This is a genomic window from Brevundimonas sp., assembly GCF_035998205.1.
In the GTDB taxonomy this organism is placed as follows: domain Bacteria; phylum Pseudomonadota; class Alphaproteobacteria; order Caulobacterales; family Caulobacteraceae; genus Brevundimonas.
This window is the reverse complement of record NZ_DASYHT010000004.1, coordinates 368477-391545: the sequence shown is the minus strand read 5'-3', so window position 1 is coordinate 391545 and position 23069 is coordinate 368477. Positions and strand designations below refer to the sequence as shown.

Genomic DNA, 23069 nt, shown 5'->3' with positions numbered 1-23069 from the left:
GTCAACGCCTCAGACCGTGGCCTCGAAGGCGTCCACCAGCCGCTCCAGCCGCTTGCAGCCGGCGGCCCAGAAGGCCGGATCGCGCGGGTTCAGCCCGAACGGCGCCAGCGCCTCGACGTAGGTCCTGCTGCCGCCGCCGGCGAGCAGGTCGCGGTACAGGGGCGTGAACCCCGCCGGATCGCTGCGCCGCGCCTCCATCAGGGCCGAGACCAGCAGGTCGCCGAAAGCGTAGGCATAGACATAGAAGGGCGCGTGCACGAAGTGGCTGACATAGGCCCACCAGTGCTCGTAGCCGGGGTTCAGGGTAACAGCAGGCCCGAGGCTCGCCCCCATCTCCTCCAGCCAGAGGGCGTTGATCCGGTCGCGCGACACCTCGCCCTTCAGGCGCTCGTCGTGGAAGCGGGTCTCGAAGCGGTGGAAGGCGATCTGGCGCACGACCGTGTTGAGGCCGTCCTCGATGCGGCCGGCCAGCAGGGCCCGACGTTCCGGCCCCTTCGCCTCGGCCAGCAGCCGGTCGAAGGTGAGGCCCTCGGCGAAGATCGACGCGGTCTCGGCCAGGGTCAGGGGCGTATCCGCCAGCAGGCTGCCCTGCCCCGCCGCCAGCACCTGATGGACCCCATGGCCCAGCTCGTGGGCGAGGGTCAGGACATCGCGCCGGTCACCCATCCAGTTCAGGAAGATGTAGGGGTGGCGGTCCGCGGTGACCGGGTGGGCGTAGGCGCCGGACTGCTTGCCGGGGCGCGCCCGGGCGTCGATCCACGGCCGCTGGAAGAAGCGGCCGGCGTGGTCGGCGAACTCGCCGCCCAGGTCGGCGAAACTCTGCAGCACCAGATCGCGGCCTTCGTCCCAGCCGAACTGGCGCTGCGGGCCGCTGTCGAGCGGGGCGTTGCGGTCCCAGTGGTTGAGGGTCTTCAGCCCCATGGCCCGGGCCTTGAGCGCGTAATAGCGGTGCGACAGCCGCGGATAGGCTTCGGCCACCGCCTCGGCCATGGCGTCGACCGCCGCGCCGTCCACCTCATTGGCGAGATGGCGGCTGTCGGCGGGGCGGGCGAAGCCGCGCTTGCAGTCCTCCAGCGCCTTGTCCTGGGCCACCACATTGAGAACGAGGGCGAGGGTCGGGGCGCGCGCCGCCAGCGCCTCGGTCAGGCCCTCGGCGGCGGCCTTACGGGCCTCGGCGCGCGGATCGGACAGCCGGTTCAGGGCCTCGGCCAGGGGCAGGCGCTCCTTGCCGGCCTTGGCCTTCAGCGCCGCCAGCTGCTCGTCGAACAGGCGCGGCCATTGCGCGGTGATCGGGGCGCGCTCGGCGAGGAAGGTCTCCAGCTCGGGGGCCAGCTCGTGCGGCTTCATCAGCCGCACCCGCCGCAGCCACGGCCGCCAGCGGCCCGCCGGACCCTGCGCCAGCGCCGCTTCGAGCGCCGCGTCGTCGATGCGGTTGATCTCCAGCGTCAGCCAGACGGTCGCGGTCGCGATCCCGGCGATCTGCTGACGCAGGTCGGCCTCGAAGGCCTGGGCCGCCGCATCGTCGCGCGCCGTCGAGGCCCGCAGGAAGGCGAAGGCGCCCAGCCCGCCCAGCAGATCCGACACCTGCTGATACAGGTCGATCGCCTCATCCAGCCGCGCCGACAGTTCATTCGCGGCGAGGTCCGCCGCCGCCAGACGGCCTTCGAAGGCCCCGAGACGCTCAACGGTCGCGCGCGCCGCGGTCAGGTCTGCGGACACCCGCGGGTCCTCCGGACTGCTGTAGAGGTCGGTCAGGTCCCACAGCGGGGCCTCGGCGGGATCGACGGGCGACGGGGCTTTGAAGGGCGCGTTCATGCTCTCCGTTGTGGGGATCGACGGCCCGGGACGCAACGGTCCGCCGCGCCCTCCGCCTTGCACGCCCTGCCGGTTGCGGTCTTATGTCCCGGACCGGGGTGGAAGGACGCGCCGCCATGACGACTGAAACCCCTGACGCTGCAGCGTCTTCCCCGGACGCCCTTGAGAGCGCCGGCGACCGGCGCGCCATCACCCTGGCCCGCCTCGCCATCGGCCTCGTCCAGGGGCTGGCCCTCTACGGCCTGATGCGCGCCACCGAGGGCGAGGCCAGCTGGTCGCGACTGAATCCCGACCTGTTCGCGCCGGCGGTGCTGGTCGCCCTGTTCCTGCCGGCGGTGCTGCTCTCCGGCGTCGGCAAGCTGCGGCTGCCCGTCTATCTCGGCTGGAGCCTCGTCGCGGCGGCCTTGCTGGCGCTGCTGGCCTGGCATGATGTGGCGCGGCAGGCCGGCGTGACGCGCGAGGCGACCTTCCCGGTGTTCGTGTTCGGGGCGGCGGCCCTGTTCATCGCCCACCACCTGATCGTCCCGGCAGATCGCTCGCGGCGTCTGATTGCGCCCTATCCGGCCTATTTCGACGCGGCCTGGATGTCCGGCGTCCAGCTGGTGCTGTCGCTCGCCTTCGCCGGCGCCTTCTGGCTGCTGCTGTTTCTCGGGGCCGAGCTGTTCCGGGTCATCGGCCTGACCTTCCTCGGCGAGCTGATGCGGGAGGGCTGGTTCGCCTTGCCCGCCACCGGGCTGGCCTTTGCCGCCGCGGTCGAGCTGACCGACGTGCGCGACAGCCTGATCCGCGGCGTGCGCACCGTGGCCCTGACCCTGCTGTCGTGGCTGCTGCTGGTGCTGACCGGGCTCGTCGCCGCCTTCCTGATCGCCCTGCCCTTCACGGGGCTGGAGGGCCTCTGGTCCACCGGGCGGGCGACCTCGCTGGTGCTGGCCGCCGCCGCCGTCCTGATCGTGTTGATCAACGCCGCCTACCAGGACGGGCAGACGGCCCCGCCGCGCGTGCTTCAGCTGGCCGCCCGGGTCGCGGCCCTGCTGCTGACGCCGCTGATCGCGATCGCCGCCTGGGGCCTTCATCTGCGCACCGGCCAGTACGGACTGACGCCGGATCGCATCATCGCCCTCGCCTGCGTCGTCGTCGGCGCCGCCCACGCCGCCGGCTATGGCTATGCCGCCCTGTCGACCCTGCGGCCGGGCTCCCGGTGGATGCAGCCGCTGGAGGCGGCCAACCTGGTCGGCGCCGCCCTCGCCCTGACGGCCATTCTCGCCCTGTTCACCCCCGTCGCCGATCCGACGCGGCTGGCGGTCGCTGATCAGGTGCACCGACTTGAGACCGGCGTAACCGCCCCTGACCGGTTCGACTACGCCTTCCTGCGCTTCGACAGCGGCCGGGCCGGCATGGCGGCGCTGCAGGCCCTGGCCCGGTCCTCCGACCCGCGGATCGCCGGGCCGGCGGCGGCGACCCTGGCGCTGGCGGCCCCCGTTCCCCCGTCCCCCGCGCTCGCGACCCCGCAGTTCGAACCCGCCACGCCGGGCGCCGCGATCCCCGACGGTCTGGCGCAGCCGGTGACGGCGGACGATCCGCGCTATGGCTGCCTGGACGCCGGCGCCTGTGTCGTGCTCGGGCGCGATCTGGACGGCGACGGGCGCGATGAGGCGCTGATCGCCACCTCCGGCATCATTCACCTCATGACCCGGGACGTGTCAGACACATGGCGACCGGCGGGCATGTTCTACCCGCCCTGTAACTCGCCCAACGACGTGGACCTGCGCGAGATCCTGCGGCGGGGCGAGCTGACCCTCGACCCGACGCCCCGCTGGCCGGCCCTGAGAAGCGCCGGCGGCAGCCTGCCGTTCACGCCCGGGCCCTGCCCTGCGGCCGCGGCGCGCTGAGGGGGCCGCAGCGACGCGCGCCTGTTCGCACCCGCACAAATCGCTGACAGTCCGGCCCTGCGATATATTGCCCTCACCAAGGATTGCGCAGCGCTGTGTCGGACTTCCGACACGTGACGCCTCGCCCCCTCGTGAGCGTTAACGCGGCCGATAAGCACAGGACGTGTAACTCCGCAAGAAATACTCTTCAGGCAGCTGTGTTCACTCTATAGGTGGTGAGGACATGAGTGACGCCTCGCCTTCCGATTCCATTCCGTTGGGGATTTCGGCTCTGGTCGGCGCCCGGTATGTGCTTCGCATCCTCAACGAGGCCAGAAGCGCCCTGCAGCTGGACCTTACGGAGTGCGAAGTTCTCTGGACCGTCGCGGTCGCCTCGCTCGGCGGGGCGCTGGAACGGGGCCAGCTGAGCCTCGACATGTCCGTGCAGCAGATGGCCGACCTGCGGCGCACGATCAGCCGGCTGGCGATCGCCCGGGCCACCGGCCTGAACCGCGAAACGGTACGCCGGTGCGTCAATCGCCTGCTGGACGCAAAGCTGCTGGAGGCCTCGGACGGCGGCGTGAAGATCGCCGCAGACCATCTCTGCCGTCCCGGGCACGCCAGCTTCTGGCGCTATGTCGTGCGCCAGATGCTCCTGTGCGAGCAGGAGTTGAGGCAGCGGACCCTCTCCCTCGGCGGGCCGCGTTCACAATTCGCAAACCAGGATCGCTGACCCGATCTTCACCGCGTCGCGCCTAGATCGTCCCGAAATGGGTCGTCGCCGGACGGCTCCCGGGAACAGAAGACATGGCCAAGACGATCCTCGTGGTGGATGACGACCCGACCCAGCGGCGCCTGACCCAGGCGGTGCTGGAGCGCGAAGGTCACCAGGTCGTCCAGGCTGCCAGCGGCGGCGAGGCCATTGACCGCATGACCCGCGGCGGCGGGGCGGACGTCATCCTGCTGGATCTGGTCATGCCCGGTCTGTCCGGCATGGACACCCTGAAAGAACTGCGCACGGCCGGCGTCACGACGCCGGTGATCGTGCTGACCGCCAACGGCGGGGTCGAGACCGTGGTCAAGGCCATGCAGGCGGGCGCCCAGGACTTTTTCATCAAGCCGGCCAGCCCGGAACGCATCCAGGTCGGGGTCCGCAACGCCCTGCAAATGGGCACCTTCCAGGCCGAGGTCGGGCGACTGACCAAGCGCGCCGCCGGGCGCACCTCCTTTGACGACCTGGTCGGCCAGTCCCCGGCCATGCGCATGGTCAAGGCGCTGGGAGCCCGCGCCGCGCGCTCGCACATCCCGGTGCTGATCACCGGCGAGAGCGGCGTGGGCAAGGAAGTCATCGCCCGCGCCCTGCACGGCGCCTCGGACCGGGCCGGCAAGCCGTTCGTGGCGGTCAACTGCGGGGCCCTGCCGGCCAATCTGATCGAGTCCATCCTGTTCGGGCACGAGAAGGGGGCCTTCACCGGGGCCGTCGACAAGCACCTGGGCAAGTTCCAGGAGGCGTCGGGCGGGACCCTGTTCCTCGACGAGATCGGCGAGCTGCCGCTCGACATGCAGGTCAAGCTGCTGCGCGCCCTGCAGGAGGGCGAGGTCGACCCGGTCGGGGGCAAGCGACCAGTCAAGGTCGATGTGCGGATCGTTTCGGCGACCAACCGCGACCTTTCGAACCAGGTCAGTGCGGGCGGCTTCCGCGAGGACCTGTTCTATCGCCTGAACGTCTTCCCGATCGAGGCGCCGGCGCTGCGTGATCGTCGCGAGGACATCCCGGCCCTGATCGAGCACTTCATCGCCCGCTTCAACCTCGAGGAGGGTCGCCGGGTGCAGGGTTGCGCGCCCGAGGCCCTTGCGCTGCTGCAGGCCTTCGACTGGCCCGGCAACGTCCGGCAGCTGGAGAACACCATCTACCGGGCCATCATCCTGGCCGATGCGCCGTGGCTGCAGCCTCACGATTTTCCGTCGATCTCGGGCATCTCGGCGCCGCCGCCGGAAGCGCTGATTGCGATCGAGCCGGGTCTGCCCGCCCCGGGAATCGCCGAGGACCCGGGCGCGATCGTCTCTCCCGTGCGGGTTCTGGACGAACGGGGCCACCTCCGCACCCTGGAAGAAATCGAGCGCGACCTGATCCACCATGCGATCGAGGTCTATGCCGGCCACATGACCGAGATCGCCCGCCGGCTCGGCATCGGCCGCTCGACCCTGTATCGCAAGGTGCGCGAACAGGGGCTGGAAGAGGCAATCCGCCACACCGGCTGACATCGGATTCCTGCGACGGATTCCCGCCACACGCGCGTATGACGCTTGTTGAATGAAGCCCTGCGGCGACGCGGGGCCACAAGCCTGTCCGTCTCTCCCCCGCGCTCCGGAATCCTGCATGCTGTTCACCACCACGGCCCTCTACGGCGCTGCCGCCCTGCTGCTCGCGCAGGACCCCGCAACGGATCCGACCCGCGACCCGGCGGCGACGCCGGGCGGCGGCGTCACGACCGTCGAGCAGGTGCTGGTGACCGGCGTCCGGCCCCGCGGCGCCGTCGACACGGATGTGCCGCCGGAGATCGAGCTCGATGAGGCCGAGATCCAGGCCTACGGCGCGTCCGACATCGCCCAGCTGCTGGAGTTCCTCGAGCCGGTTACGCGCAGCTCGCGCGGCGGCGGGGCGCCTGTGTTCCTCGTCAACGGTCGGCGCATCTCGGGCTTCCGTGAAATCCAGGGCATCCCGTCCGAGGCGATCCAGCGCGTGCAGGTCATGCCCGAGGAGGTCGCCCTTCAATTTGGCTATCGCGCCGACCAGCGGGTCGTGAACTTCATCCTCAAGAACCCCTTCCGCTCGACCACGGCGGAAGCCGAGATCCGCGGGGCCACCGAGGGCGGCCGCTCCGGCTACGAGATCGAGAGCGACATCCTGCGCATCAGCGGCGACAATCGCTGGTCGTTCGACATCGAGTACGAGCGCGACAGCCCGCTGTTCGAAACCGAACGCGACATCGTGCGCGAGCCCGGCAACACTCCGTTCGACCGGATCGGCAACATCGCCGGGGCGACCTTCGGCGCGGAGATCGACCCGGCCCTGTCAGCGCGGGTCGGAGAAACGGCTGTCTTGGCGCCGGTTCCGACCGCCGGAACCTCGCTGGACGCCTTCGCCGGCGCCTATGGCGCGCCGCGCATCGGCGACCTGACGGCCTATCGCAGCCTGCTGTCGCGGAGCGAGACGGCGCAGATCAACGGCACGCTCAAGCGCGGCCTCGGCCGCGACATCCAGCTTACCGTCAGCGGCCAGCTGCGGGATACGGCAAGCGAACGCTTCAATGGCCTGCCCGGGGTGACCCTGACCGTCCCCGCCGGCGTCGGCGGCTCGCCCTTCGCCAACGCCGTGCAACTGTTCCGCTATCTCGACGCGCCCGAGGCCCTGACCAGCCGTTCGGAGGGCCTGTCCGGCGAGGCCGGCGTGGTGCTCGACGGTTTCCTCGGCGACGACTGGCGCTGGACCGCGACCGGGGAATACACCCGCAGCGATACGGAAACCTTCACCGGCCGCGGCTATTCGGCCACCGCCTACCAGGCGCGCCTCGACGCCGCGACGGCCGGACTGACCCCGTTCGGGCCGCTGTCGGTGAGCGACTTCGCCGCCCTGCCGGTCGATACCGCGCGCTCGATCAACACCAATCTGCGCGGCGAGCTGGTCCTGAACGGCGACCTGTTCGAGCTGCCGGCCGGCGACCTGCGTTCGACCTTCACCTTCGGCGCGGACCGGCAGGAGCAGGAGTCGGAAAGCACCCGGTCGGGCGTCTTCAGCCAACGCGACCTGTCGCGTGACCGGCTCAACGCCCAGGCCAGCTTTGACGTGCCCCTGCTGCGCGCCACCGAGGACGAGCCCTCGCCGCTGGGCTCGCTCTCGCTGAACCTCAACGCCGGCTACGAGGATGTGTCCGACTTCGGAGGCCTCGAGCGACTGGGCTTCAACCTGAACTGGGAACCGGTGGAGCGCCTGTCCTTCCTCGCCGGCCTCTCCGAAGAAAACGAAGCCCCGAGCCTCGGTCAGCTGAACGATCCGGTGATCAGCACGCCGAACACGCCGGTGTTCGATTTCGCCACCGGCCAGACCGTGCTGGTGACGCGGATCACGGGCGGGAACGCCGCCCTGGACGCTGAATCCAGGACGGTGAGCCGCTTCGGCGTCAACTGGCGGCCGATGGAGTCGCAGGACCTGCGCTTCACCTCGACCTGGACCCGCACGGAGGTCGAGAATGACGTCAACACCTTCCCCGCGGTCACCGCCGCGCTGGAAGCCGCCCTGCCCGCCCGGTTCCAGCGCGACGCCGCCGGGACGCTGGTGTCGATCGACGCCCGGCCGCTGAACTTCGCCGAGGTGTCGCGCGAGGACGTGCGCACCGGCCTGACCTTCTCGCGCGCTTTCGGAACCCCCAACCCGTCCGCCGGCGGCCCCGGTGGCCGGCCCGGCGGCTTCGGCGGCCCGCCCCCGGGCGTGCGGGGCGGCGGCGGCGGCGGCTTTGGCGGCGGCGGCCCGGGCTTCGGCGGCGGCGGGCGGGGCGGCCCCGGCGGCATGATGCCCGGCCAGGGCCGCTTCAACATCTCTGTGTTCCACACCTGGCGGCTACAGGACCAGATCCTCATCGCCCCGGGCCTGCCGGTGCTCGACCTGCTGGACGGGGACGCGACCAGCGCCTCGGGCGGCACCCCGGAGCACCAGATCGAGGTGCAGGGCGGCGTCTTCCGCAACGGTATGGGCATGTTCGTCAACGCCAGCTGGCGCGACAGGACCGAGGTCGATGGCGGGACCGGGCCGGACCTGATCTTCGAGGATCGGGCGACGGTGAACCTCAACGCCTTCATCAATCTCGACCAGCGCACCCGGCTGGTGGAGCGCTTCGGCTGGCTGCGCGGCGGCCGCATCCAGCTGCGCGTCCAGAACCTGTTCGACAGCGAGCAGAAGGTGGCCACCGCCCTGGGCGACACGCCGCTGAACTATCAGCCGGACTTCCTCGACCCCGAGGGGCGTTCGGTCAGCCTGACCTTCCGCAAGATCCTGTTCTGATCTTCCGGCAGGCCGCTGGCCGGTTCAGAGACTGAAGATCTCGTTGAGCCCGCCAGCGCGCCCGCCGGACACAACCTCCCCGCCGGCGATGGCGTAGAGCCGGTCGCCTATGGCCGCGGCAGCGAGGCCGTGGCGCGGGGTGCGCATGGGCGGTCCCGCACGCCAGACATCTGCGCCCGGCTCATAGATCCAGGTCTCGGCGAACACCCCGCCGCCGCCGGGCGCTGCCCGGTCGAACCACTCGCCGCCGAACGCCACCAGCCGGCCACCCAGCGCCGCCATGGCGAGACCGCCGCCGACCTGCCGGCCGCTCGCCGGCGAGACCGGAATCGGCGCGAGGGTGTCCCAGCGGTCCGCCGCCGGGTCGTAGCGATCCAGCCGCCCCGTCTCGCCGCCGTCCACGGTGCGGCCGCCCGCGATCCACAGCGCCCCGTCCAGCACCGCGCCGGCGGCGCTGTTGCGGGCCATCGGACAGGGCCGCGCCGTCTCCCAGCGCGCGCCGTCAAGGACCTGGTGCGTCGCCACATCGATCTGGTCGCGCCACTGGCCGTTGGCGCCCTCGCGCGGACTGCGCCCGGTGACGAGATGCAGCCGGCCGGCGTGCGTGAGGCCCACCGCCTCGGCCTGGGGCGTCGGGAGCGCCGGCGCAGACGTCCACGCCGGGGCTCCGGGCGCCAGACGCCAGACCTCTGGGCGATTGGTCCAGTCACCTTCGCCGCGGCCATAGCCGCCGATGGCCCAAAGGTCGCCGCCCAGCGCGCCCATCATCGGATGGTGACGGGGCTCCGGCAGGCGCGGGCCCTCCTCCCATCGATCCCCCGCCGGATCATAGAGACCGATCCGGTCCTCAATGTGCAGCGGCGCATCAGTGCGGCCGACCAGGCCACCCGCGACGGCGATCCGGCCCTGCCAGACGGCGGCGTAAACCTCCTGCGCCGGCCACGGCAGGGGCGACAGGGCGCGCCAGCCCGGTTCGCGGGCCAGCGAGGCTCCAGCGATGGCGGTGACGGGCGCGACAGCGGCGGCGGCGATCAGGGCGCGACGGTGCAAGGACATGGCCGCAGCCTAGATCCGCCGCGCCCGGCGCACTACCCCGCCATCTGCGACGGGCTCTGCTTCTCGCGCAGGGTGACCAGCTCCTCGGCCACGGTCGGGTGGACGGCGCAGGTGGCGTCCCACTGCGCCTTGGTCAGGCCGGCCTTCACGGCGACGGCAGCCAGCTGGATGATCTCCGGCGAGTCCGGCCCGACCAGATGCACCCCGACCACCCGCTGGCTGCCGGCGTCGACCACCAGCTTGACCAGCATCCGCTCATCCGACCCGGTGAAGGCGTACTTCATCGGCCGGAAGCGGCTGACATAGACGTCGACCCCGTCGGTGCAGGCGCGCCGCGCCTCGGCCTCGGTCAGCCCGACCACGCCGGCCGGCGGCTGGCTGAACACCGCCGTAGCCACGGCTTCGTAGTCGAAGCGGGACGGCGTGTCGTGATAGACCGTCTGGTGGAAGGCCACGGCCTCGCGGATGGCCACGGGCGTCAGGTTGATGCGGTCGGTGACGTCGCCGATGGCCCAGATGTTCGGCGCCGTGGTGCGCGAGAACTCATCGACGCGGATGGCCCCGGCCTCGGTCAGCGCGACCCCGGCGGTCTCCAGCCCGAGACCCTTGACGTGCGGTGTCCGGCCAGTAGCGAACATGACCACGTCAGTCTCGATCGTCAGGCCGTTGTCCAGCACATTGACCAGTCCGGCCCCGGTTCGCTCGATGCGCTCGTGCTGGGCCGCGAGGACCACCTTGATCCCCCGCTTTTCGATCTCCCCGGCCAGATGGGCCCGCACATCGTCGTCAAAGCCCCGTAGCAGGTTCGGGCCGCGGTAGACGAGGTTCGTCTCCACCCCCAGCCCGGCGAAGATGCCGGCGAACTCCACCGCGATATAGCCGCCCCCGGCGATCAGGATGCGCTTCGGCAGCTCCGGCAGGTGGAAGGCCTCTTCCGAGGTGATGGCGTGCTCGATGCCCGGCAGCCCCTCGGGGACCCAGGGGCGGCCGCCGGTGGCGATCAGGATGCGCTCGGCGGTGATCGTCCGGTCCTTGCCGACGATCTCGACCGTATGGGCGTCCTTCAGCACGGCGCGGCCGTGCACCAGCTCGACCCCGGCCTTGCCAAGGTTGGCGGCGTAGATTCCGGACAGCCGCGCGATCTCGACGTCCTTGTGTTCGAGGAAGGTCTTCCAGTCGAAGCTGGCGTCGATCGTCCAGCCGTAGCCGCGCGCGGTCTCGAACTGGTGCGAAAAGTCCGAGGCCATGACCATGAACTTCTTCGGCACGCAGCCGCGGATCACACAGGTGCCGCCGACCCGGTGCTCCTCGGCGATGGCCACCCGCTTGCCGTCCAGCGCCGTCAGCCGCGCCGCCCGCACCCCGCCGGAGCCGGCGCCGATGACGAAGAGGTCGTAGTCGTAGGTGGACATGCTGGTCTCGCGGCCGCGCCGCCGCGACGCGCGGGGCTTTCCCGCCATGTAGCGTGACCGGGCGCAAATCCAAGCCGCGCGCTCATGGCCGCTTGACAACCTGAAGTCGAGGCCAGCACCCTCCCGGCCGGAAAGACCTTGGGGAGAGGGAATGATGGGCTTGCTGTCGTCGCTGTTCATGGCCGCCGCCCTGGCGGCCCAGCCCCTTCCCGGGGAGGCTCAGGACCCCGGGACCCAGACGCCGGTCGAGCTCGAGGGCCTGACCGTCACCGGGCGCCGTCTCACCGATGTCATCGGCGACTTCGTCAGCGAGGCGTCCGCGCCGGTGCGAGGACGGGGTCTGGCCCGCTGGCGCGATCCGGTGTGCGTCGGGGTGGTCAACCTCCGGGGCGAGGCCGCCGCCTATATCGCCGACCGCGTCACGGCGGTCGCCGCCGACCTCGGCGTGACGATCGGCGGGGACAACTGCCGGCCCAACATCGTGGTCATCGCCACGGATGAGGCCGGGGCGCTCGCCGCCGCCCTGACGGAAGCCCAGCGCCGCGCGTTCCGGACCGGCTCCACCGGCACCGACCGCGGCGGCGCGGCCCTGCGGGACTTCGTGGAGACCGAACGCCCGGTGCGGTGGTGGCAGGTGAGCGCTCCGACGGACAGCCGGACCGGGCAGATTGCTGTCAGACGCCCGGGGGAATGCCTGGCGCCCTGTGGTGATTCGGGCGGCGCCGGGGCGACCAGCAGCCAGCTGTTCGCCCCCCAGATCGTCGTCGACTCCGCCTCGCTGCTGCGCTCGACGATCGTCGACAACATGCGCCGGGCGGTGGTGATCGTCGACGTCGACGACATCCAGAACGTCAGCGTGGCCCAACTGGCCGACTATGTCGCCATGGTGTCCCTCGCCCAGATCGACCCGAACGCCCAGACTGACGGCTACGCCTCGATCCTCAACGTCTTCGCCATGCCGGATACCGCCGAGGGGCTGACGGAATGGGACCGCGCCTATCTGGCTGGCCTGTACAACAGCGAGCAGAACCTGCGCTCGACCGTGGCCAACCACGGCGATATCGTCGCCTCGATCCGCCGCGCCCACGGACGGCTGGTGGAACAGGCCGAAGCCGAGGCGCAGCCCTGAACCGCCCTCAAGGAGACAGAGCCATGTCCTTCCTCGCCTCCCTGCTGCTCGCCGCCAGTCTAACATCACAGCCCGCGCCAGCAGGGGCGCAGGATCCCACCGCACCCGCCCCGGTCGAGCTGGAGGGCCTGACCGTCACCGGGCGACGGCTGGATGATGTGATCAGCGACTTCGTCACGGAGGCCTCCGCCCCCGTCCGCCGACGGGGACTGGCGCGCTGGCGTGACCCGGTGTGCGTCGGCGTCGTCAATCTGCGGGCGGACGCCGCCGCCTTCATCGCCGACCGGGTCACGGCCGTCGCCGCCGACCTCGGCGTGGACGCCGGACGGGAAGGTTGCCGGCCGAACATCGCGGTCATCGCCACGGATGACGCCAGCACCCTCGCTGCGGCCCTGACCGAGGCGCGCCGGCGGGCGTTCCGGACGGGGGCCACCGGGACCGACCGCGGCGGGGCCGCCCTGAGGGACTTCGTCGAGACCGAACGGCCCGTGCGCTGGTGGCAGACCAGCCTGCCGATCGACAGCCGGACCGGCCAGCGAGCCGTCAGGGCTCCCGGGGTTTGCAGAGGCGAATGTCGCGGCGTCGGCGACTTCGCGCCGATCGTGGTTGTCGATTCCGCCTCCCTGCTCCGCAGCACCATCATCGACAATCTGCAGCGGGCCATCGTCATCATCGATGTCGACGACATCCAGAACGTCAGTCTGGCCCAGCTGGCCGACTATGTCGCCATGGTGTCGCTGGCCCAGATCGACCCGAACGCGCAGACCGACAGCTACGCCTCGATCCTCAACGTCTTCGCCATGCCGGACACGGCCGAGGGCCTGACGGAGTGGGACCGGGCCTACCTCGCCGGGCTTTACAACAGCGAGCAGAACCTGCGCTCGACGATCGGCAACCACGGCGACATCGTCGCCTCGATCCGTCGCGCCCACGGCCGCCTGCTGGCCGAGGCCGATGCGGAGGCCGGCGCAGAAGCACAGCCCTGAGCCGCGCGCGGCTCAGGGCGTCAGCAGGTCGACACCGTCGTCCGTGCCGATGATCGCCTCGTCGGCGAGGTCGAGGAACAGGCCGTGCTCGACCACGCCGGTGATCAGCTTCAGATCATCGGCGAGACGGACGGGATCGGTGATCGCCCCGCACTTCGCGTCGTAGATGACATTGCCGCCGTCGGTGCGGACGATGCCGCGGTCGGCCTGGCGCAGCCGCGCCGGCAGGGCGATGTCGTGGTCGGCCAGCACGTCGGCGATGCGATTGCCCGTGGTCTTGTGACCGAAGGCGACCACCTCGATCGGCAGGGGGAAGGCGCCCAGGGTCTTCACCACCTTGGCGGCGTCGGCGATGACGATGCAGCGGCTGGACGCTTCCCACACCAGCTTCTCGCGCAGCAGGGCGGCCCCGCCGCCCTTGATCAGGGCCAGTCCCGGCCCGACCTCGTCGGCCCCGTCGACGGTCAGGTCGATGCGCGGCGTGTCATCCAGCGTCGACAGGGTCAGCCCCAGCTCGCGCGCGAGGTCGGCGGTCTTCTCCGAGGTCGGGACGCAGCGCAGGTCCGGCAGCTTGCGGGCGGCCAGCGCCTTCACAAACCAGGCGGCGGTCGAGCCCGTGCCCAGCCCGACGATCATGCCGGCCTCGACGCGGAGAGCGGCAGCTTCGCCGGCGCGTTGTTTCTGCTGGTCGCTCATCCCTTGGCCGCCTTTCGCGCACGCATGGCGTTCATGAACCGCTCGGCCCAGCCCGGCCGGACCTCCTGCCGCGCCCGGCCCAGCGCGAGGGCGCCGTCCGGCACGTCCTCGGTGATGACGGAGCCCGAGCCGGTCATGGCCCCCTCGCCGATCCGCACCGGCGCGACCAGGGCGCTGTTCGAGCCGATGAAGGCCCCGGCCCCGACCTCGGTGCGGTGCTTGTTGAAGCCGTCGTAGTTGCAGAAGATCGTGCCGGCGCCGACGTTGGCCCCCTCGCCCACCGTCCCGTCCCCCAGGTAGGCCAGGTGATTGGCCTTGGCCCCCTTGGCCATCGCGACGTTCTTGACCTCGACGAAGTTGCCGACCTTGACGTCAGGGCCAAGGTCCGCGCCCGGGCGCAGACGGGCGTAGGGGCCGACCTCGGCCCCGGCGGCGACCACCGCCCCCTCGACATGGCTGAAGCTGCGGATGCGGGCCCCGCCGGCGATCCGCGCGCCCGGGCCGAACACGACATAGGGCTCGATCACCGCGCCGGGACCGATCTCCGTGTCCCAGCTGAGATGGACCGTCTCCGGCGCCGGCATGCGCACGCCCGCCGCCAGCAGCTCCTCGCGGCGGACCCGCTGGAACAGGGCCTCGGCGGCGGCCAGCTCGGCCTGGGCGTTGACGCCCATCACCGCGTCCTCGCCGGCGAAGACGGCGCGCGTGGGATAACCGGCGGCGCGCGCCAGGGCGACCACGTCCGTCAGATAGTACTCCCCCTTGGCGTTGGCGTTGCCGACCCGGTCCAGCAGCGCGAACAGCAGGTCGGCCGGGGCGGCCAGGACGCCGGAGTTGCAGGCGGTCACCGCCAGCTGGTCCGCGCTCGCCTCCTTGGCTTCGACGATGGCGGCCAGGGTCTGGCCCTCGAGGATCAGGCGGCCATAGGCGCCCGGGTCGCGCGCCTCGAAACCGATCACCGTCACGCCCGCGCCGGCGAAAACCGGGGCGATGTCCGCGGCCTTCAGCAAGGGCACGTCGCCGTAGGTGACCACCACGTCGCCGTCGAAGCCCGCCAGGGCCTCCCGCGCCGCCAGCACCGCATGGCCGGTGCCCAGCGGCGGATCCTGCAGCGCAACCGCCCCGGCGCCGAGCCGGCGGGTGACGTGGGCCCCGACTTCTGGGGAGTGAGCCCCAACCACCACCACAATACGCTCACAGCCCAGACCTTCGGCGGCGTCGATGGCGTGATCCAGCATGGCGCGTCCGCCGACCGGGTGCAGCACCTTGGGCAGGGGCGACTTCATGCGGGTGCCCTGGCCGGCGGCCAGGATGATCGCGGCGCGGGGACGGGTGGTCATGAATCGGTCCGGCGGCTAGGAGGTCCGGCGCGGTCTAGCCCATCGGCGGGCCCGACGGGAGGGCGCATGCGCGATCTGGACGGCTGGACGCTTCTGTTCGACCTCGACGGCACCCTCGTCGACTCGGCCCCGGACCTGATCGGCACCCTCAACCGCATGCTGGCGCTCAAGGGTCTGCCGGCCGTGCCGGTGTCCAGCGCCCGGCATCTGGTCGGCCACGGGGCCCGCGCCCTGCTGCGCCACGGCTTCCGCGAGGCCGGGTCCGTCTGGGACGAGGCTGGCGAGCCCGAGCTGTTCGACCGGTTCATCGCCGACTACGTCGAGCATATCGCCGAGCACACCCGCCCCTTCCCCCAGGTGGTCGAAACGCTGGACCGGCTGTCGGATCGCGGGGTCGTTCATGTGGTGGCCACCAACAAGCGCACGGACCTGTCGCTCACCCTGCTCGACGCGCTGGACCTGACCGGCCGCTTCGCCCTGGTCGCCGGCCCGGACCGGGTCTCGGCGCGCAAGCCCGACGCGGCCCATCTGCTGGACGCGCTGGAGATCGTCGGCGGCGACCGCCGCCGGGCGGTGATGGTTGGCGACGCCTCGACAGATACCGGTGCGGCCAAGGCCGCCGCCCTGCCCTGCATCGTCTGCACCTTCGGCTACAATGACCTGCCGCCCGCCGAGCTGGGCGGCGACATCATGCTGGACCACTGGAATGACTTCGAGGCGGCGCTGGAAGCGGCACGGCGGCTTCAGCAGGCCTAAAGATCACCGCAGAACTGCTGGCCGGCCTCACGCTTGAAGCCTCCCGCCGGATCAACATCTTGGCCGGACCTCTTGCGGGACGCCCGATGGTCCGACGGTTCCTTTCCCTGCCCCTGTGGCAGCTCACCACGCTCGCCCTGGCGCTCGGCGTCGGCGCCGGCCTGCTGCTGGGCGAAGCGGCCGGACCGTGGCTGGGCCCGGTCGGGGACGTCTACCTGAACCTGATCCGCATGGTGGTGGCCCCGCTGGTGCTCTTCACCATCGCCAGCTCGGTGGCGCGGCTCGGGACCGGGGCCGGGGCGGCGCGGCTGGGCGTCCGCACCCTGTTCTGGTTCGCCCTGACCTCCCTGCTGGCGGTGCTGGTCGGCCTCGCCTTCGGGCACCTGCTGGCGCCCGGCAGCGGGCTCGGCAGCCTGCCTATGGGCGAGGTGCGGCCGCGGGAGATTCCGACCCCGGTCGAGGTGCTGGTCGGCATTGTCCCGACCAATCCTTTCGCCGCCCTGGCCGAGGGGCGCATCCTGCAGATCCTGCTGTTCGCCGCCCTCGTCGGGGCCGCGCTGGCGGCGCTGGGCGAGCGCACCGCCGGGGTTCGCCGGCTGGTCGGCGAGGGCGCGGAGGTCGTCTTCCGCATCACCCGCTGGATCATCCGCCTGACCCCGATCGGCGTCTTCGCCCTGATCGGCGAGGTCGTCGGGACCTACGGCCTCGACAGCCTGCTGCCGCTGGGCAAGTTCATCCTCGCCATCTACGCCGCCTGCCTGTTCCACATCCTCGTGGTCTATTCCGGCCTGCTGAAGCTGCACGGGCTGAAGGTGGCGCGCTTCTTCCGCGGGGCCTTCCCCGCCCAGCAGACGGCCTTCGCCACCTCCTCGTCGCTGGGGACCCTGCCGGTCGCCCTGCGCCAGACGGTCGAGCGGCTGGGCGTGCCCCAGGCCTATGCCGCCTTCGCCGTGCCGCTGGGGGCCAACGTCAAGATGGATGGCTGCGGCGCCATCTATCCGGCCATCGCCGCCCTGTTCATCGCCCAGTACCTCGGGCTGGAGCTGAGCCTGACCCAGTACGTCCTGATCGGCCTGACGGCGGTGCTGGGCTCCCTGGGCACGGCGGGCGTGCCGGGCACCTCGATCGTCATGCTGACCCTGACCCTCAGCACCGTCGGCCTGCCGCTGGAAGGCATCGGCTACATCGTCGCGGTCGACCGGGTCGTGGACATGATGCGCACCGCCACCAACGTCACCGGCCAGATGCTCGTGCCCGTGCTGGTCGCGAGGGAGGAGGGCGTTCTGGACCAGGCCATCTATGACGGCCGGGCCGACGGCGCGCTCGCCCCTGCCCCGGACGGCGCTCTGGTTCCGGCGGAGTAGCGGCCCGCGTTTGCGATTCCGGCCCCCGGTCGCTACATCCCGCGCCAACCTCCCCACGATCGAGCAAGGCGCGGACGCACCTCATGGCGCAGCAATACATTTTCCAGATGCAGGGCCTGACCAAGGCCTATCCCGGCGGCAAGAAGGTCTTCGAGAACATCTGGCTGAGCTTCTACCCGGACGCCAAGATCGGCGTCGTCGGGGTCAACGGCTCGGGCAAGTCGACCCTGCTGAAGATCATGGCCGGCCTCGACAATGAATTCTCGGGCGAAGCCCGGGCCGCCGACGGCGTCAAGCGCGGCTACCTGGAGCAGGAGCCCCAGCTCGACCCGAACCTGACCGTCCGCGAGAACGTCGAGGCCTGGTGCGAGGAGAAGCAGTGGGTCAAGCGCTTCAACGAGATCGCGGCCGAGATGGCCGAGAACTACACCGACGAGCTGATGGAGGAGATGACCGCCCTCCAGGAGAAGATCGACGCCGGCGACGTCTGGGATATCGACAGCCGTATCGAGATGGCCATGGGCGCCCTGCGCTGCCCGCCGGACGACTGGAACGTCACCAGCCTGTCGGGCGGCGAGAAGCGTCGCGTGGCGCTGGCGCGGCTTCTGCTGAGCAAGCCCGACATGCTGCTGCTCGACGAGCCGACCAACCACCTCGACGCCGAGTCGGTGGCCTGGCTGCAGCACCACCTCGAGGCCTTCCCCGGCTGTGTCATCCTGGTGACCCACGACCGCTACTTCCTCGACCTGGTGACCAAGTGGACGCTGGAGCTCGATCGCGGCAAGGGCATCCCCTACGAGGGCAACTATTCCGGCTGGCTGGAGCAGAAGCAGAAGCGCGTGGTGCAGGAGCAGTCGGAGTCCGAGGCCCGCCAGCGCGCCCTGACCCGCGAACTGGAGTGGGTGCGCTCCGGCGCCAAGGCCCGCCAGGCCAAGTCCAAGGCCCGTCTGGCCGCCTATGAGCGGATGGTGGCCGAGCAGGAGAACAGCCGTCAGGCCCAGACCTTCGCCGCCATCCAGATCCCGCCGGGGCCGCGCCTCGGCAATGTGGTGCTGGAGGTCGAGGGGCTGACCAAGAGCTACGGCGACAAGCAGCTGTTCAAGGACCTGACCTTCAAGCTGCCGCCGAACGGCATCGTCGGCGTGATCGGCCCGAACGGCGCCGGCAAGTCGACCCTGTTCCGCCTGATCACCGGTCAGGAAACGCCGGACGCCGGCAAGCTGCGCCTCGGCGAGACGGTCAAGCTGGCCTATGTCGACCAGTCGCGCGACGACCTGGAGGCCAATAAGACCATCTGGGAAGTCATCTCCGGCGGCACCGACGTGATGATGGTCGGCAAGCGCGAGATCAACACCCGCGCCTATGTCGGCAGCTTCAACTTCAAGGGCACCGACCAGCAGAAGAAGGTCGGCCTGCTGTCCGGCGGTGAACGCAACCGGGTGCACCTGGCCAAGACCCTGGCCACCGGCGGCAACCTGATCCTGCTGGACGAGCCGACCAACGACCTCGACATCGAGACCCTGCAGAACCTCGAGGAGGCGCTGGAGGAGTTCGCCGGCTGCGCCGTGGTCATCAGCCACGACCGCTGGTTCCTCGACCGTCTGGCCACCCACATCCTCGCCTTCGAGGGCGACGGCCACGTCGAGTGGTTCGAGGGCAACTTCGAGGCCTATGAGGAAGACAAGAAGCGCCGCCTCGGCGCAGACAGCCTGATCCCCAAGCGGGTCCAGTACCAGAAGTTCGGCCGCTGATCCGATTGTGACCAGATGCGGGACATGAGCGACCTCCTGTCCCGCATCACGATCGACAAGGACCGCGGGAGCGGCAAGCCCTGCATCCGGGGGCATGCGGATACGTGTGCAGGACATACTCGACATGCTGGCGGGCGGCGCCATGCCGGAGGAAATCCTGAGCGACTTCACCTATCTGGACGCGGACGACAGCCACGCTGCCTTGGCCTATGCCACCGCAAACTCCGGCGCCGGCTCCGGCTCCGGCGCGGCGGCCTTAGGGGTCTGCTGACCTTGGCGGCGATGCGCCGACCTCAAACCCCCAGTTGCGTCCGCAGGGCCCGCTCCACGGCCGCGAGATCGCCCCGCCCGAGCACGCCCAGCCGCCGGCCCAGCCGCAGTTTCGACGCCGTGAACAGCTGGTCGGCCATGGCCTTGCGCCGGGCGCCGTTGATCTCGACGAGAGCTTCGCCGGGATAGACACGATCCACCCGCGTGGTCAGCGGCACCACCTGCAACCGGTTCAGGGCCTGGTTGGCGGCGTCATTGCTGACGATCACCACCGGACGAGTCTTCGTCACCTCGCCCCCGACCGAAGGATCGAAGGACACCCACCAGACCTCGCCCCGCCGAGGGTGATCAGCCGTCACGGGCGACGTCCGCGATCAGCCCCTCGCACCAGTCGTCGGCTTCCCGCTCGCGCGCCTCGTCCGCCGCCATCTCGCGATAGCCCTGCAGCAGCGCTTCCTCGCTGACCAGCGGGCGCACCAGATCATTGACGAAGCGGCTGATGCGCCCCGCCCCGACCCGGCTGTGCAAGCCTTCATAGACGTCGTCGTCCACGGTCAGGGTGAGCTTCTTCATGTCTGGAAGATACGTGCGATCACACGTATTGTCCACGCATGACCCAGCGCCCCGCCGTCCTGATCGTGCAGCCGCATCTCGGCCCCCTGACCGGGTTCCTGGAGAGTCTGTATGACGTCTGGCGCCTCTGGGAGGGCCCGCCGGTGGAGGCGGAGCACGACATCCGCGCCCTGATCGTCGCCGGGGAGTTCCCGCTGGACATGGCGCTGCTGGACCGGTTGCCGAACCTGTCGCTGATCGCCTGCTTCACCTCGGGCTACGAGGCGATCGACGTCGACGCCTGCCGGGCCCGTGGGCTCGAGGTCACCCATGCGCCGGGGGTCAATCATGAGGATGTCGCCGACCATGCCCTGGGACTGATCCTCGCGGCGCGGCGGCAGATCCTGACGGGCGACCGGGCCGTGCGCGACGGGACCTGGCGGGCGGACAGCAAGATCATCACGCCCTCGATGAGAGGCGCCCGCCTGGGGATCGTCGGGCTCGGCGCCATCGGCGAGGCGGCGGCCCGGCGCGCCGACGCCTTCGGCATGGAGACGCGCTGGTGGGGGCCGCGCGACAAGCCCGCCGCCTGGCCGCGCATGGCCAGCCTCGCTGATCTGGCGCGCTGGGCCGAGGTGCTGCTGGTGGCCTGCAAGGCGGACGAGAGCAACCGCGGCCTGATCGACGCGCCGGTCCTGCACGCGCTCGGCCCCGAGGGGCTGCTGGTCAATGTGGCGCGCGGCCAGCTGGTCGATGAGGCGGCCCTGATCGCCGCGCTGAAGACCGGAACCGTCGGCGGCGCGGCGCTGGACGTGTTCGAGGTGGAGCCGACCGACCCGGCGCGCTGGGCCGACGTGCCCAACACCCTGCTGACGCCCCACACCGGCGGCGCCACGACCAACGCCGTGCCGGCCATGCTGGGCCTGCTGATGCAGAATCTCGCGGCCCATTTCGCCGACCAGCCGGTGATCACACCCGTGCGTTGAACTTAAGGGCCGCGCCGGCGCGTTGACGCTTGCGCAATCATATAAAGATATCTTTATATGCACATATGGCCCTGACTGCTGACCAGACCGTGGAAATGCTGCGCGCCGCCGGCGAGCCGACGCGCCTGCGCATTCTCACCCTGCTGGCCGACGAGGAGCTGTCGGTGATGGAGTTGTCGCGCGTGCTGGAGCAGAGCCAGCCGCGCGTCTCACGCCATCTCAAGCTGATGGCCGAGGCGGGGCTGATCGAACGCTTCCCCGACGGGGCGCGGGTCTTCTACCGGCTGTCGTCCGAGCGCATCGCCCGTCGGCTGGCCGAGACCGTGCTGGACGGGCTGCAGGACGAAGACGCCGAGCGCGACCACCGACGGCTCGAAGCGGTGCGCCGCGAGCGCGAGGCCGAGGCCCAGGCCTACTTTGAACAGATCGCCCCCAGCTGGGACCGCATCCGCTCGCTCTATGTCTGCGAAAGCGCCGTTGAGGCGGCCATCGAGCGCGCCGCGGGTCCCGGGCCCTTCGACCGGCTGGTCGATCTGGGCACCGGCTCGGGCCGGATGCTGACCCTGCTGGGCAAGAAGGCCCGCGTGTCGATCGGCCTAGACCTCAGCCAGAGCATGCTCAACATCGCCCGCTCGAACGTGGCCCGGGCGGGCCTCGACCGGGTCGAGCTGCGCCACGGCGACGTCTTCGCCACTCGCCTGCCGGCCGAAAGCGCCGATCTGGTGGTGGTCCATCAGGTGCTGCACTACCTCGCCGACCCGGCCGCCGCGGTGTCCGAGGCGGCGCGTATCACCGCGCCGGGCGGCCGCCTGCTGATCGTCGACTTCGCCCCGCACGCGCTGGAGCGGCTGCGCGAGGAGCACCAGCACCGCCGTCTGGGCTTCTCGGATGACGAGATCCGACGCTGGTTGGCCGAGGCCGGAATGCAGCCGCTCGCCCCCATCGCCCTGCCGCCCGACACCGACGGGCTGACGGTCAGCATCTGGACCGCCGAACGCCCTGCCCTCGCCGCCCGGAGTGTCGCCTGATGACCGCCGCCCTCAACCTGGCCGAGGCGCGCGCCCTGCTGCTGTCGCCGCTCGGGCCCGTCGCGCGCGCCGGCGGCAACGCCACGCCGCCGCGCGTCTCGTTCGAGTTCTTCCCGCCCAAGAGCGACGCGGCCGAGGACAACCTCTGGCAGGCGATCCGTCGTCTCGCCCCGCTGAACCCGGCCTTCGTCTCGGTCACCTATGGCGCCGGCGGTTCGACCCGTGAGCGGACCCACCGCACCGTCAGCCGCATCCTCGCGGAGACGCAGCTGAAGCCCGCCGCTCACCTGACCTGCGTCGAGGCCAGCCGCGCCGAGGTCGACGAGGTGATCCGCGAGTACAAGGCCACCGGCGTGCGCCACATCGTGGCCCTGCGCGGCGACCCGCCCGGGACCGGCGGCATCGGCGGAGTCTATCAGCCGCGTCCGGACGGCTACGCCAACGCCACCGAGCTGGCCCGCGCCATCGCCGCCGTCGGCGGCTTCGACATTACCGTCGGGGTCTATCCTGAGAAGCACCCGGAAAGCCCGTCGCTGGACCATGACATCGAGGTGCTGAAGGCCAAGGTCGAAGCCGGCGCCACGCGGGCCATCAGCCAGTTCTTCTTCGACATTGACGCCTTCCTGCGCTTCCGCGACCGGGTGCGGGCGGCGGGCGTGACCCTGCCGATCATCCCGGGCATCATGCCGGTGACCAACTTCGCCGGGCTGAAGCGCATGAGCGCGGCCTGCGGCGCCTCGGTGCCGGCCTGGCTGGCCGGGCATTTCGAGGGGCTGGACGACGACCCCGACACCCGCCGTCTGATCGCCGCCTCCGTCGCCGCCGAGACCTGCGCCCGGCTGCAGGAGGAAGGGTTCGCCGACTTCCACTTCTACACCCTGAACCGCGCCGACCTCGTCTACGCCATCTGCCGCGTGCTGGGCGTGCGGGAGGCGGCGGCGTGAGGGGTCTGGCCATCTCCTCCCCCGCCCCTTCGCGGGGGAGGGGGACCGCCGAAGGCG

The 23069-nt window shown here is 70.9% G+C and carries 20 protein-coding genes; 13 read left to right on the top strand and 7 right to left on the bottom strand.

Annotation, left to right across the window (positions count from 1 at the left end):
* Positions 1–9 precede the first annotated feature (9 nt).
* Positions 10–1815, bottom strand: a complete 1806-nt coding sequence (locus VGN74_RS04550) for a M3 family oligoendopeptidase (protein WP_327446175.1) — start codon at positions 1813–1815, stop codon at positions 10–12.
* Positions 1816–1931: 116 nt separating this feature from the next.
* Here VGN74_RS04550 and VGN74_RS04545 point away from each other — a divergent pair, with 116 nt between their 5' ends.
* The 4 genes from VGN74_RS04545 to VGN74_RS04530 all read left to right on the top strand — a co-directional run bounded on the left by VGN74_RS04545 (position 1932) and on the right by VGN74_RS04530 (position 8742).
* Positions 1932–3704 carry a DUF4153 domain-containing protein gene (locus VGN74_RS04545; protein WP_327446174.1) on the top strand — a complete coding sequence of 591 codons (1773 nt, stop codon included), beginning with the start codon at positions 1932–1934 and terminating at the stop codon, positions 3702–3704.
* A 223-nt stretch (positions 3705–3927) separates the two neighbouring features.
* Positions 3928–4416, top strand: a complete 489-nt coding sequence (locus tag VGN74_RS04540) for a hypothetical protein (protein WP_327446173.1) — start codon at positions 3928–3930, stop codon at positions 4414–4416.
* A gap of 74 nt (positions 4417–4490) precedes the next feature.
* On the top strand, positions 4491–5945 hold the full coding sequence (locus VGN74_RS04535) for a sigma-54 dependent transcriptional regulator (RefSeq protein WP_327446172.1): 1455 nt from the start codon (positions 4491–4493) through the stop codon (positions 5943–5945).
* A 118-nt stretch (positions 5946–6063) separates the two neighbouring features.
* Positions 6064–8742: a TonB-dependent receptor gene (locus VGN74_RS04530; protein ID WP_327446171.1), complete on the top strand. Its 2679-nt coding sequence runs from the start codon at positions 6064–6066 to the stop codon at positions 8740–8742.
* Positions 8743–8766: 24 nt separating this feature from the next.
* On the opposite strand, the gene VGN74_RS04525 is transcribed toward VGN74_RS04530, so the two are convergent.
* Positions 8767–9798 (bottom strand): Kelch repeat-containing protein, encoded by a 1032-nt coding sequence (locus tag VGN74_RS04525; protein WP_327446170.1) that lies wholly within the window; start codon positions 9796–9798, stop codon positions 8767–8769.
* Between the two features lie 32 nt (positions 9799–9830).
* On the bottom strand, positions 9831–11210 hold the full coding sequence (gene gor / locus VGN74_RS04520) for a glutathione-disulfide reductase (RefSeq protein WP_327446169.1): 1380 nt from the start codon (positions 11208–11210) through the stop codon (positions 9831–9833).
* 151 nt (positions 11211–11361) lie between these two features.
* Between gor and VGN74_RS04515 the strand changes: the two genes are divergently transcribed.
* Entirely contained in the window at positions 11362–12339 is a 978-nt protein-coding gene (locus VGN74_RS04515) for a hypothetical protein (protein ID WP_327446168.1), read from the top strand.
* 23 nt (positions 12340–12362) lie between these two features.
* The gene (locus VGN74_RS04510; protein WP_327446167.1) at positions 12363–13325 is read left to right on the top strand and encodes a hypothetical protein; all 963 of its coding nucleotides are present in this window, start codon (positions 12363–12365) and stop codon (positions 13323–13325) included.
* A 12-nt stretch (positions 13326–13337) separates the two neighbouring features.
* Here VGN74_RS04510 and rpiA read toward each other — a convergent pair whose 3' ends face one another.
* Positions 13338–14021 carry a ribose-5-phosphate isomerase RpiA gene (gene rpiA / locus VGN74_RS04505; protein WP_327446166.1) on the bottom strand — a complete coding sequence of 228 codons (684 nt, stop codon included), beginning with the start codon at positions 14019–14021 and terminating at the stop codon, positions 13338–13340.
* On the bottom strand, positions 14018–15361 hold the full coding sequence (glmU, locus tag VGN74_RS04500; protein WP_327446165.1) for a bifunctional UDP-N-acetylglucosamine diphosphorylase/glucosamine-1-phosphate N-acetyltransferase GlmU: 1344 nt from the start codon (positions 15359–15361) through the stop codon (positions 14018–14020). Before glmU ends, rpiA begins: the two co-directional genes overlap by 4 nt.
* 66 nt (positions 15362–15427) lie before the next feature.
* On the opposite strand from glmU, the gene VGN74_RS04495 reads away from it, so the two are divergent.
* The 4 genes from VGN74_RS04495 to VGN74_RS04480 all read left to right on the top strand — a co-directional run bounded on the left by VGN74_RS04495 (position 15428) and on the right by VGN74_RS04480 (position 19503).
* Positions 15428–16117, top strand: a complete 690-nt coding sequence (locus tag VGN74_RS04495) for an HAD hydrolase-like protein (RefSeq protein ID WP_327446164.1) — start codon at positions 15428–15430, stop codon at positions 16115–16117.
* Between the two features lie 86 nt (positions 16118–16203).
* Positions 16204–17481: a dicarboxylate/amino acid:cation symporter gene (locus VGN74_RS04490; RefSeq protein ID WP_327446163.1), complete on the top strand. Its 1278-nt coding sequence runs from the start codon at positions 16204–16206 to the stop codon at positions 17479–17481.
* Positions 17482–17564: 83 nt separating this feature from the next.
* Positions 17565–19232, top strand: a complete 1668-nt coding sequence (ettA, locus tag VGN74_RS04485; RefSeq protein WP_327446162.1) for an energy-dependent translational throttle protein EttA — start codon at positions 17565–17567, stop codon at positions 19230–19232.
* A gap of 124 nt (positions 19233–19356) precedes the next feature.
* The gene (locus VGN74_RS04480; RefSeq protein ID WP_349256342.1) at positions 19357–19503 is read left to right on the top strand and encodes a DUF433 domain-containing protein; all 147 of its coding nucleotides are present in this window, start codon (positions 19357–19359) and stop codon (positions 19501–19503) included.
* Positions 19504–19525: 22 nt separating this feature from the next.
* On the opposite strand, the gene VGN74_RS04475 is transcribed toward VGN74_RS04480, so the two are convergent.
* Positions 19526–19861, bottom strand: a complete 336-nt coding sequence (locus VGN74_RS04475; protein WP_327446160.1) for a type II toxin-antitoxin system PemK/MazF family toxin — start codon at positions 19859–19861, stop codon at positions 19526–19528.
* Positions 19851–20075: a hypothetical protein gene (locus tag VGN74_RS04470; RefSeq protein ID WP_327446159.1), complete on the bottom strand. Its 225-nt coding sequence runs from the start codon at positions 20073–20075 to the stop codon at positions 19851–19853. The genes VGN74_RS04475 and VGN74_RS04470 overlap by 11 nt, the downstream gene beginning before the upstream one ends.
* A gap of 38 nt (positions 20076–20113) precedes the next feature.
* On the opposite strand from VGN74_RS04470, the gene VGN74_RS04465 reads away from it, so the two are divergent.
* The 3 genes from VGN74_RS04465 (at position 20114) to metF (ending at position 23012) form a co-directional block, all read left to right on the top strand.
* A complete protein-coding gene (locus tag VGN74_RS04465; protein WP_327446158.1) occupies positions 20114–21040 on the top strand; it encodes a 2-hydroxyacid dehydrogenase in 927 nt (308 codons plus the stop codon).
* Between the two features lie 65 nt (positions 21041–21105).
* On the top strand, positions 21106–22068 hold the full coding sequence (locus tag VGN74_RS04460; protein ID WP_327446157.1) for a metalloregulator ArsR/SmtB family transcription factor: 963 nt from the start codon (positions 21106–21108) through the stop codon (positions 22066–22068).
* Positions 22068–23012: a methylenetetrahydrofolate reductase [NAD(P)H] gene (metF, locus tag VGN74_RS04455; RefSeq protein ID WP_327446156.1), complete on the top strand. Its 945-nt coding sequence runs from the start codon at positions 22068–22070 to the stop codon at positions 23010–23012. The genes VGN74_RS04460 and metF overlap by 1 nt, the downstream gene beginning before the upstream one ends.
* The last annotated feature ends 57 nt before the right edge of the window (positions 23013–23069 follow it).

Excerpts from the sequence above, each read along its gene's own strand:
- VGN74_RS04550 (WP_327446175.1), bottom strand. The coding sequence starts at position 1,815 with ATGAACGCGCCCTTCAAAGCCCCGTCGCCCGTCGATCCCGCCGAGGCC.
- VGN74_RS04545 (WP_327446174.1), top strand. The coding sequence starts at position 1,932 with ATGACGACTGAAACCCCTGACGCTGCAGCGTCTTCCCCGGACGCCCTT.
- VGN74_RS04540 (WP_327446173.1), top strand. The coding sequence starts at position 3,928 with ATGAGTGACGCCTCGCCTTCCGATTCCATTCCGTTGGGGATTTCGGCT.
- VGN74_RS04535 (WP_327446172.1), top strand. The coding sequence starts at position 4,491 with ATGGCCAAGACGATCCTCGTGGTGGATGACGACCCGACCCAGCGGCGC.
- VGN74_RS04530 (WP_327446171.1), top strand. The coding sequence starts at position 6,064 with ATGCTGTTCACCACCACGGCCCTCTACGGCGCTGCCGCCCTGCTGCTC.
- VGN74_RS04525 (WP_327446170.1), bottom strand. The coding sequence starts at position 9,798 with ATGTCCTTGCACCGTCGCGCCCTGATCGCCGCCGCCGCTGTCGCGCCC.
- gor (WP_327446169.1), bottom strand. The coding sequence starts at position 11,210 with ATGTCCACCTACGACTACGACCTCTTCGTCATCGGCGCCGGCTCCGGC.
- VGN74_RS04515 (WP_327446168.1), top strand. The coding sequence starts at position 11,362 with ATGATGGGCTTGCTGTCGTCGCTGTTCATGGCCGCCGCCCTGGCGGCC.
- VGN74_RS04510 (WP_327446167.1), top strand. The coding sequence starts at position 12,363 with ATGTCCTTCCTCGCCTCCCTGCTGCTCGCCGCCAGTCTAACATCACAG.
- rpiA (WP_327446166.1), bottom strand. The coding sequence starts at position 14,021 with ATGAGCGACCAGCAGAAACAACGCGCCGGCGAAGCTGCCGCTCTCCGC.
- glmU (WP_327446165.1), bottom strand. The coding sequence starts at position 15,361 with ATGACCACCCGTCCCCGCGCCGCGATCATCCTGGCCGCCGGCCAGGGC.
- VGN74_RS04495 (WP_327446164.1), top strand. The coding sequence starts at position 15,428 with ATGCGCGATCTGGACGGCTGGACGCTTCTGTTCGACCTCGACGGCACC.
- VGN74_RS04490 (WP_327446163.1), top strand. The coding sequence starts at position 16,204 with ATGGTCCGACGGTTCCTTTCCCTGCCCCTGTGGCAGCTCACCACGCTC.
- ettA (WP_327446162.1), top strand. The coding sequence starts at position 17,565 with ATGGCGCAGCAATACATTTTCCAGATGCAGGGCCTGACCAAGGCCTAT.
- VGN74_RS04480 (WP_349256342.1), top strand. The coding sequence starts at position 19,357 with ATGCTGGCGGGCGGCGCCATGCCGGAGGAAATCCTGAGCGACTTCACC.
- VGN74_RS04470 (WP_327446159.1), bottom strand. The coding sequence starts at position 20,075 with ATGAAGAAGCTCACCCTGACCGTGGACGACGACGTCTATGAAGGCTTG.
- VGN74_RS04465 (WP_327446158.1), top strand. The coding sequence starts at position 20,114 with ATGACCCAGCGCCCCGCCGTCCTGATCGTGCAGCCGCATCTCGGCCCC.
- VGN74_RS04460 (WP_327446157.1), top strand. The coding sequence starts at position 21,106 with ATGGCCCTGACTGCTGACCAGACCGTGGAAATGCTGCGCGCCGCCGGC.
- metF (WP_327446156.1), top strand. The coding sequence starts at position 22,068 with ATGACCGCCGCCCTCAACCTGGCCGAGGCGCGCGCCCTGCTGCTGTCG.